The following is a 9,899-nucleotide window of genomic DNA, read 5'->3' as shown; positions in this document are numbered from 1 at the left end:
GGAGCCAAACGCCCGTAACCACCCTGACATGCAGTATTTCAACATGGCCGTCCATACGTTGGCCGACATGAAGAAATGGAAGGGCAAGTTCCTGGCATTCAAGGCGTATTACGTCGGCGACGCCGCGCTGGCCAAGCAGGCGGCCGCCGTGCTCGGCATCAGCGAGCGCACCTATTATTATCATGTGAAAAGCTTTGGGCAGGCGGCCTACAGCATGAGCCACAGCATCAAGAAGGCCCACGAAGCGATGGCGGCGCCAGCACAGCCGCCGGAACTACTTCCGGCGCCGGTGCTGCACCAGCTCGGTTCGTTCATCCCGCCCGCCTAATTGGGGTCGGGATGTCCTGCACCCTTTTTAAGGTAGGCAAGTACTACCACTACCGCTTCCGCCTTGCCGGCGGCGCGCGGCGCCAGCGCACCACCCACGAAGTTAACCACAAGCGCGCCCACGCGATCATGTCCACGGCGTACGCCGACGCTATCCTGATCGCCACCGGGTCGCAACCGGTCCCCACGCTCGAAGGCTTGATCGAGCAATGGGAGGAACTGCGCGCGCCGGTGGCCAGCAACTCACATCGCCGCGGCATCGATGTGTTCAAGCGCCGGCACCTTCACGGGCTGGGCCAGCTGCTAATTAGCGACCTAGGCACCGAGATCATCGAGAAGGCGCGCAATGCGCACCTGGCCATGCGCAAGCCGGCTACCGCGAACCACTGGCTGCGCAAGCTTAAGCTGCTGGTGAACTGGGCGGTCAAGCGCAAGATGATCCCCAAGCTGCCGTGGGACGTCCCCATGCTGCCGGTCCAGAAGATCCCGCGCGCCACGCTGCCCACCAAGACCACCGACGACTGGTTGGCCGAGATCGACAAGGCAACCACGCGCTCGCCGTCCGTCGCCATCGCTGTGCGTCTAATGTACGGCCTGGGCCTGCGCGAGTCGGAAGCGGCCAGCGCCTGCTGGGAGTGGATCGACTGGGAGCGGCGAACCTTCACGCCCGGCATTACCAAGGGGAAGGAGGCGGTCCCAGTGCCGATGCCGCGCTGGCTGGTTGCGTACCTGGCGCCCCAACGACGACCGCAGGGCCTCATCGCGCCAGGTAAGCAGGGCCGGGCGCTGCCGGATGGGTTCGCCCGCTACGCGATGCGTCGCGCAAACGCCGCCACCTCCCTCACCGGGATCACGCCCCATCGCCTGCGCGGCACCTGCGCCACGCTCATGTCCGAGGAAGGCACACCCATTCAGACCATCCAGGCCATCATGCGCCACAAGGACCCGAAGACCACGATGGGCTACCTGGAAGTGAACATGGACGTGGCCAGCCGTGCGCAGGACCGGATCGAGGACAAAATCTACGGTGGGCGGAAAATGGGCGATGCGCGTCAAAGCGGCCCTAGCGGTGCTTGACTCTCGTGACAACACCTAATCCTCAGTGACAATTTCGGCTCTGGCATTGCACGGGAGACATATTGTCGGTTTCGCGGCTGGTTGGACCGCGCGACTGAGCTTGGAATGCTACCTGTTTTGCGAGACTGCGCGGAATGTTCCACGGTATGGAACACCCCATTTTCCGCCGGTCGGGTTTAAACAATTTACAGAAAAAAATCAACGAGTTACGCCAGAATATCGGGTCCGCGCCGAGCTGCTGTTGGGGCAATACCCAATGACGTTGATCGGTGAAATTCGGGGTCTGTTAAGGGGGCTAAAAAGGTTACACAAAAATAGGTTACAAGAAAAGTTACACAGCGAAAAATTGTGTAACCAAGCCACGCCATCGTTGGCATAGGCCGCGCAACAGGGTGGAGTGTTCCACGGTGTGCAAGTAGTTCTAATAGGACAAAAGATACGTGTGTTGGACAGCATAAGGTGTAGGACTACAACTTAATAGGCGATCTTCTGACACTAGCTGATGCGCCAATGCGGTTTAATTAAAAGGTGTGATATATCTCCGCCCACCTCCCCGTCGTTGCGCCAAAACTTCGCGCACTTGGGGCGATATGTCGCGGAAACGCATGGTCTGCAATATTCGTCCAAGCGTTGGAAGAGAACCATTATGGAAAACAAACCGAACGAAATTTCCGCGAACGATTCCATCAATTTTGACAATCTCGCGACCGCGCGCGGAGATGGCGACGCTTTCAGTAGACGGTTTGTCGATCGGCGCGCGCCGCTTCGAATTCCCCTCATCAGCCAGCTCCCTGTGGCAGCTTTTTGCTGCGACATTCAAGGGGCGGTGGTGAGCCACAACGAAGCTGCCGTCGAGATTTGGGGGCGCGTGCCTAATCCCTCGGAGCACGGCCAGTGGAGCGGTGCACACGCCATGTTCGACCTCGACGGGCATTGCCTGGCGAGGGAGGATTATCCGTCTGCACAGGCAGTTTCGAGTGGCAGAGACCTTGACGCCGTCGAGATGTGGCTCGAACGTCCCGACGGGACGCGCCGTCGGATCGAGTCTCACCCAAAGTTGGCGCGCGGATCCGACGGAGCCGTCGCCGGGGCTCTCTGCGTGCTAGTTGACAACACAGAACGCCAGCGACTCGCCGACGAGCTCCAACGGGCCGACGACGACCGAAGTGCCTTCTTATCGCTTTTGGCGCACGAACTACGCAACCCCCTCTCGCCGATCCTGAGCGCGGCTGGTGTGATGAAGCGTGTGTCCACCGACGCCCAGATTGTTAAGATGGCCAATGTGGTCGAGCGGCAGGTAAAGTTGCTGTCGCGATTCGTAGGAGATCTTTTGGACGCCTCCAACTTGGCCGAAAACGGCATCTCGCTACGTATCAAATCGGTGCTTCTATCCAAAGTAGTTGACACGGCGTTGGATGCCCTTACAGAGAAGGCCGAGTCTCGAGGGCAAAATGTAGACGTTGATTTCGAAGTACGGGACAAGATGGTCGTTTGTGATCCGGATCGCGTTTCGCAGGCGCTCGCCAACGTCCTTCTCAACGCCAGTGAGTTCACCGACAACGGGGGAAGCATTGCACTGCGAGTAAAGGTGGACGGCGCGCTGATGGAGGCGGAGGTCGAGGACAGCGGTATCGGCATCGCCCCTGGGCAAATCGAGATGATTTTTAGGCCCTACACCCAGTTTGCCACCCACAAAGATAGGCTACGGGCTGGGGCCGGGCTGGGCTTAGCTATCGCTAAGGACATTTGCGAAAAACACGGCGGTCTAATCACCGCCACGAGCCATGGAACCGGCCAAGGAAGTCGATTCCGCCTCATCCTTCCAATAGTTTGCGCTCAGGATTAACCGCCACCCGGTCCACCTTTCCTATTGTTTCACCGTGCATTGCAAGCAGCGGAAGATCCTAAGCTTGGCACGGGGCCGCATTGACCCCACAGGCTTAAACTAGCGCCGCAGCGCCGCAGGGCCTCAGGGGGGCAACCCTCCACGCCAAGAGCGCGGGGCGATTTCAGAAAGCACCGCCAATAGCTCCCCGACATTAGCGGGCTTCACGAAATAGTGATCGAAGCCTGCAGCTAAGGCTGCTGCACGTCCGTACTCCTTTCCCCGGCCCGTCACAGCCACCAGGGTGGCCGATGCGGTACGCGGAATGGCCCTGATTGTCCGGGCAAGCTGATTGCCGTCCATTCCCGGCAGCCCAATGTCCAGCAGGAAAACGTCGATGTCCTCCTCTGCAGCGCGCGTGAGTACGCGAAGAGGATCGCTCTCGCCCCGTACGCGATGCCCGCCTTCCTCTAAGACCATGCGCAGCATGCGCGCCGCATCAAAATGGTCGTCGACAACCAAGATGTCCAGCGCGCGGGCCGCAGCTGCCGGAGCGAACGCCGGCATAGGCACGGAATCGGCGCCATGCGGACCCGCCAAAGGCAGCTCAATGACGAAAGTGGATCCAGCACGCGGCCCCGCGCTGTGGGCGGACACCTTCCCACCGTGAAGGTTGACCAAGCTTTTGACGAGCGAAAGACCCAACCCCAAACCGCCATGGGCGCGCTCCGACGAGCGTTCCCCCTGCGTAAACAGTTCGAAGACATGTGGCAGCAGGTCCGGGTCGATGCCGACGCCACTGTCCCGCACGCCTATCGTTGCCACGACGCCATCACATGCCATCGAAAGCTCTACGCTCCCACCCGCTGGAGTGAACTTGGCCGCGTTTTGAAGCAGATTTGCTACTGCTTGCACCAGACGGTTTGCGTCGCCGCGCGCTGCAACCGGCGCGCCTTCGGGCAGGTAGGCGAAGCGATGCCCGCGTGCGTTCATGGCTGGACGCGCCTGCTCGACGGCGTCAGCCAAGACTTGGCGCAGGTCGATTTGCCGCACGTCGAGGGTAATCACGCCCGTGTTAAAGCGGGAGACGTCGAGCACATCGTCAATCAGGCTGGCCATGTGCTCGGCTTGGCGCGCGACGATTTCCGCGGCCTTGCGGGCGCCTGCATCGCCAGAGCTACGCGCCTTCAAAATCTGGGCGGCTGAGACGATCGGCGCTAAGGGATTTCGCAACTCGTGAGCAAGCATCGCCACGAACTGGTCTTTGCGGCAGTCGACGAAGCGCAAAGCCTCCTCAGCGCGCTTGCGCTCGGTCACGTCGATCGACACGCCTTGGATGCGGACGGGTTGGCCGTCGCTCCCTGCCAGCACTGTGCCGCGCACTTGTAGCCAGATCAGGTTCCCGTTGTCGAGGCGGTTGACGCGTATCACATCCTCGTAGGTCCCCAAAGAGGCCATGGCCACCGCTCGCCGGGCGGCCATGCTGGCCAAGTCGTCTGGGTGGACTGAGCGCCAAACGCCACTAACGTCCGTCCAGTCGCCGCCCAGCACGGCGACGGCGTTGTCGGAGAAGACTGTCCTGTCCGTCAACAAGTCCCAGTCCCAAACCACCATGCGCGCGGCGAGCATGCCTTGCTTCAAGCGGGCCTCGCTGGCCTCGCGCGCAGATATAGCGACGCGCCGTTCAGTGACATCGAAGCCTTCGACGAAGATGCCCGTGGTTCGACCGTCGGCGCCGAACAGAGGCTGATAAACGAAGTCGACGAAAAGGGCGTCGGGCGGTGTGCCGGCTTCGCGCTGGATTGACAACGGCACGTCGCGAGCAACAAAAGGAGTTCCCGACCGGTACACCTCGTCAAGCTTCTCAAAGAATCCTTGTCCCTCCAAGTCCGACAGCGCCTCGCGCGCCGACTTCCAACGGAGATCCCGCCCGCCCACCAAGCGTAAGAACGCGGCGTTGGCGAACTCGAAAACGTGGTCTGGCCCATCAAGGATGCACATGAAGCCTGGGGCCTGCTCGAACATCATCCGCAGCCGCTGTAGCTGGGCCGTTTTAAACTCGTCGGTGTCCCGTCGTGCCCTTGCCGCGTCTTCGGCCAAGCGCAGGTACTGGATGGCTTTAGCGGCGGAGGCGGCGCGCGCCTCGGTGACGTCCTCGCAAACTGCCATAACGCCGGCAACGCCCGCCTCGTCGAGCAAGGCCGTGCAGGCGTATGACCAGACGACGGCATGGGGAACATCATCTTCGGAGGAAAGCTCCGTTCGGTCCGCGCAGCCCGACATCTCCCTGCCGGCCATGATCGCATCGACTTGCATCGCGACCTTCCCTGACGGCGGCCCGGACAAATGGATGAGCGATGTCAGTTGCCCGTAGGCATGGTTGTGCAACTGAATGAGGCCCGTGCCCCACCACACGACAATGGGACGGTGGGAAACTAGGGCCATGCGCATGGCCGTGTTGAGCACAGGCGGCCACGCCGCCGGATCCCCCAACGCTACAGGGGAGAATTGGCAGGCTGTTAATCGGCCGCATTGTTCGATGAAATGAGATCCGTGCGGCATGCGCTTCCGTATGGGGCCGGCCCGGCAGCCGTGTTGGAACTCAGGGTGTGGCGCGAGGCCAGGGTTGGGCTCGTATCGGAAGGCCGCGCCGAAGGTGGTCTTCGGGTCCCATTATACCCAAGCCAATAACACTCGGCAGGCATTGTGCCCCCCATTTTTTCTCAGCACCAGGTGGCGCTTCGAAAATCGGTTTTAACGCCGCATGAAATGCCATTCACGCAGCGTTCACGTTTGACTCATTTGACATAATTTCCGATGCGCGAAGATCGTACGAATAAACTGTTTAACCAAAAACGCCCTCGTTGACGCACGTCTCGAGGTTCTGTCGCATTAGCGAACGTCGGCGTGGCAATCATGTAAACTGCGGCACCCGAACCCAGGACGAATCGACATGCTCAACTTCAAAGGGATGTGCTTTCCTATCGATGTGATCCTCGTCTGCATCCGCTGGTATGCTGGCTATCCGCTGAGCTACCGACACCTTGAGGAATGAAATGGACGCCTCCCGCCTTTACCGGCGGGGAAATATGGAACAGTGCGAATGAAGCTGGCGGTAGCAAGTGCGGTGTACCGTCGCTGGCGAACGACATCAAAATCGCCTAGATTGAAAGCGTTAAAACTTTCGACTCTTACCGGAGGATCCACATCATGAATGCTACTCGAAAAGCGGTGGTCGGTGTCGATACGGCCAAAAGCGTATTTCAGGTTTACACCGTCGAGCAGGAGACAGGTGAAGTGATCAACAAGCCCCTCAAGCGCGCGCAGTTCCTGCAGTGGTTCGCCAACCGGAGCCCCTGCCTGGTCGGCATGGAGGCATGCGGGGGCTCACAACACTGGGCGCGCCAGCTCCAGAAGCTGGGGCATGAAGTGAAGCTGATGAGCGGGAAAATGGTCAAGGGTTTCGTTTGCGGAAACAAGAATGATGCGGCCGATGCGCGTGCAATCTATATGGCGGCGACGCAGCGGGAAGTAAGAAGCGTAGCGGTCAAGAGCGAGAGTCAGCAGGCAATACTGGCGATGCACCGCATCCGCCAACAGCTGGTGAAGGTGCGTACGGCACAGATCAACGAGCTGCGCGGCCTGCTCGGCGAGTACGGTGAAGTGTTCGGGCTGGGCCGAAAAGCCTTCGATACCGGCATAAAAGGAGCGCTAGGACGGCTGGCCGAACGCTTACCCGGTCCATTGATCGACACGTTACGCGACCAGTGGAACGAGCTAGCCCGGCTCGATGAGCGCATTGCCCGCATCGAGGCATCGTTGCGGGCATGGATGCGGCAAGAGCGTGGCGCCATGGCCATCTCCGCTATTCCCGGCGTCGGTCTATTGACCGCGACCGCGGCAGTTGCTGCGATGGGCGATGCGAAGACGTTCCGGTCTGGCCGTGAATTTGCGGCCTGGATCGGACTTGTGCCGGGCCAGACCGGCAGCGGAGGAAAAGTACGGCTACTAGGTATGAGCAAGCGGGGCGATACATATCTTCGCACCTTGCTGATCCATGGCGCGCGAGCGGTGCTGCAACATGCCAAAACGCCCAGTGCATGGTTGCAACAACTGGGTCAGCGTCGGCCGCCCAATGTGGTGATCGTAGCGCTGGCCAACAAGATTGCGCGCACAATCTGGGCGGTACTGGCTCATGATCAGGCGTATGACAAGGACCATGTCAGCATGCGCCCGTTCGCGGCGGCGACGTAGAGAGCAACGTAGACGAAAGGGTTCTGTCGCGTTGATGATCAAACGACGGAATTTTCCCTAGAACGGCACTGTGCGGCTCAAACTGGACGGACCATCCCTGCCAGCGTAAAAAATTGCTCGGCGAACGACATCGCATCGGCGCCGTCGATCTCGAACTGACCCTTGCGGATCATGTGCATCAGCTCGATTCCAGCGAGCACCGAGCCGGCGGACCGGAACGATTTGAAGTTGAGCATGGGCTTGGTCACCCGCTTGATGGCGCGATGGTCCTGCTCGACAATGTTGTTGAGGTATTTGACCTGGCGTACTACGATCGGGACGTCGCGGCCGGTGTTGATCGCATCGATCGCCCCCTTGTTGGCGCCGCTCTTGTCCATCGCGATCTTATCCGGATAGCCGTTCGCCCCGATGGCCTTGTCAAAGAAGCGCTTCGCTGCGGCCAGGTCGCGCTTGGCCGTCAGCAAGAAGTCGACGGTCTTGCCCTGCTTGTCGACGGCACGGTAGAGGTATTTCCAGACGCCCTTGACCTTGATGTAGGTCTCATCCATGCGCCAGCTGCAGCCGACCGGGCGCTTGTGTTTCCGGGCCATCTTCTCGATGAGCGGCAGGAAGCGAATCGCCCAACGGTTAATTGACGAATGGTCGACCGACACGCCGCGCTCTTCCATCATTTCCTCGAGGTGCCGGTAGCTCAGTGGATAGCCGGCATACCACCGGATGCAGACGAGGATCACATCGATAGGAAAGCGCATCCCTTTGAAGTTGAGCATGTCGATTCGTCCTGGGGTTCGGGCGCCGCAGTTTACATGATTGCCCCCCCCGACGTTCGCTAATGCGACAGAACCCTTTTTGCGCCTGCAGCAGCTGGTCGTCGGTCATGTCCCGGGTCGTCATCCGGTTCAGCTCCTGCTTGCGCAACGGTGGCGCGGCCTTGCGTTCCTCCCGAGTATTGCCGTAGGTTTTTGGAAAATTCTTGCGCCACAGTTCTTCACCGGAGGCGATCCCGTCGACCTGGTCGGGCGTGGCGCCCAGCAGCTTGGCTTCCGCCTGCATGTCTTCCGCGGCGCGGCGCGCTTTCTGCGAATGGGCGCCTGGTCTTGCCGGATGCAAGCCAGTTCTTGAAGGCGGCCGTGTCCGTTTCGGTGATATGGCGGCCGCCTTTCCAGCCAGGGGCATAATTGGCGTCGTATCCGTCGCGCGCGTCATCCAGGGAGTCGAACCCGAACATGACCTTGTGCTCGTCGAACTTGCCCGATTCGGGATGGACTTGGTCCACGACGAACACCTTGTCGCTGTCGGGATTCGGTCCGATGAAGGCGTCGACGTGATCCTTGTCGGCCCCCACGGTGCCGCGAATATAGCCGTAGTGGTGCGCCATCCGGGTTTCCCACGCCTTGCCCTGGCCGTCCACGCCCGAGCGGGTCGAGCCGGCCGGGTTCTCGATCGAAAGGTCCAGGCCGTGTAGCTTGACGCGGCCGAGCTTGTAGTTGCCGGCCTCCTTTTGCGCTTCGGTCGGTTGGGCCAGCTCGTTAAGCGGCGACGTGGCCGATTCATGGGCGGCGATGTCGAAAGCGGTTTCGGCTACAACTTGTACATCGCCAGCGGCGGGCGCCGGCGCGATCAGGGACCGCGCACCGTTCGACGCCATCGGCGACACGATGCTGGCATGTTCCATCTGTTCCAACAACCGTTGTGCACGGTTGTACCCGACTTTGAGGTGTTGTTGCAGAGCCGCGGCCGAAGCGGTCGCGTTTTCGCGCACGAACGCCTCGGCTTGTGGATAGAGCATGTCGTTATCGGCCAGTCGGACAGCACGGGCCACGTCCGGAACAACCGGGTTTTGCGGCGCCGCTTTCTCTGCCGGCACGACCCCGGCCGCGTCCTGCGCCACAGCGGTGGGCCCTGCGACGGGTGCTGCTTCACGCTCCAGGCGGGCCATCACTTTCTGGTAATAGGCTTTTTGTGCGGTGCTCAGCTTGAAAACTTTACTTGAGCCAGGTTTGTGCAGCATCGCGCCGTTGGCCGTTTTCAGGCGCATGCCCGCAGTGATCGCGTCGTCCACGGCACGCGTGTTCGTTGCGGCTGGCGCCGGCGCCGGCGCGGGCGCCACGCGCTCCGGAACGGCGTCGACCAGCTCGTTTGGCAGACTGGGAACTGGGGCTGTTGCGTCGTCGATGTCGGCATGATCCTCGGCGGTCAGGCCAGGGTTCACGTAGCCGTCGCGCTTGAGGGCGGCCAGGAAGGCGGGTTTCTTGCGCTCGGCCGGGATGGCGGCGTTGGCAAGCACCTGGGGTTTGAGGTGCAGTGGAACGGAAAACCGGGTTTAGGGCTAGGTTCGCTGGCTTATTCGTCGCTCGACGGGTTCCGCAGCGGCCGCAGCTCACCCTTGGCCACGGCGTCCGGTACTGAGAATGAA

At 60.9% G+C, this 9,899-nt stretch carries 7 protein-coding genes and 1 pseudogene; 5 read left to right on the top strand and 3 right to left on the bottom strand.

All coding sequences use genetic code 11. From position 1 onward, the window contains the following. From F2P46_RS34655 to F2P46_RS34645, 3 genes are all read left to right on the top strand, one after another. Nucleotides 1–328: hypothetical protein (locus F2P46_RS34655; protein ID WP_208296903.1), on the top strand; the 328-nt coding region annotated here is incomplete at its 5' end. A gap of 11 nt (nt 329–339) precedes the next feature. Then, nucleotides 340–1,404 carry a site-specific integrase gene (locus F2P46_RS34650; RefSeq protein ID WP_229509585.1) on the top strand — a complete coding sequence of 355 codons (1,065 nt, stop codon included), beginning with the start codon at nt 340–342 and terminating at the stop codon, nt 1,402–1,404. A 646-nt stretch (nt 1,405–2,050) separates the two neighbouring features. Next, nucleotides 2,051–3,250 (top strand): sensor histidine kinase KdpD, encoded by a 1,200-nt coding sequence (locus F2P46_RS34645; RefSeq protein ID WP_166898907.1) that lies wholly within the window; start codon nt 2,051–2,053, stop codon nt 3,248–3,250. A gap of 123 nt (nt 3,251–3,373) precedes the next feature. On the opposite strand, the gene F2P46_RS34640 is transcribed toward F2P46_RS34645, so the two are convergent. Next, nucleotides 3,374–5,674 (bottom strand): ATP-binding protein, encoded by a 2,301-nt coding sequence (locus tag F2P46_RS34640; protein ID WP_166898906.1) that lies wholly within the window; start codon nt 5,672–5,674, stop codon nt 3,374–3,376. Nucleotides 5,675–6,182: 508 nt separating this feature from the next. On the opposite strand from F2P46_RS34640, the pseudogene F2P46_RS38095 reads away from it, so the two are divergent. Both F2P46_RS38095 and F2P46_RS34635 read left to right on the top strand, forming a co-directional pair. Continuing rightward, nucleotides 6,183–6,281, top strand: a pseudogene (locus tag F2P46_RS38095) (IS6 family transposase); the annotation flags it as partial. A 158-nt stretch (nt 6,282–6,439) separates the two neighbouring features. Further along, nucleotides 6,440–7,483, top strand: a complete 1,044-nt coding sequence (locus tag F2P46_RS34635; RefSeq protein WP_166898904.1) for an IS110 family transposase — start codon at nt 6,440–6,442, stop codon at nt 7,481–7,483. Nucleotides 7,484–7,560: 77 nt separating this feature from the next. Here the strand turns inward: F2P46_RS34635 and F2P46_RS34630 are convergent, their stop codons facing one another. Then, the gene (locus tag F2P46_RS34630; protein ID WP_166898903.1) at nt 7,561–8,253 is read right to left on the bottom strand and encodes an IS6 family transposase; all 693 of its coding nucleotides are present in this window, start codon (nt 8,251–8,253) and stop codon (nt 7,561–7,563) included. Nucleotides 8,254–8,471: 218 nt separating this feature from the next. Beyond that, nucleotides 8,472–9,770, bottom strand: a complete 1,299-nt coding sequence (locus F2P46_RS38935) for a DNA translocase FtsK (protein WP_208296902.1) — start codon at nt 9,768–9,770, stop codon at nt 8,472–8,474. Nucleotides 9,771–9,899 lie beyond the last annotated feature (129 nt).

Source organism: Massilia sp. CCM 8734, from assembly GCF_011682155.1.
In the GTDB taxonomy this organism is placed as follows: Bacteria; Pseudomonadota; Gammaproteobacteria; order Burkholderiales; family Burkholderiaceae_D; genus Telluria_A; species Telluria_A rubra.
The sequence above is the reverse complement of the archived record's forward strand: the minus strand, read 5'-3'. Positions and strand labels throughout refer to the sequence as shown.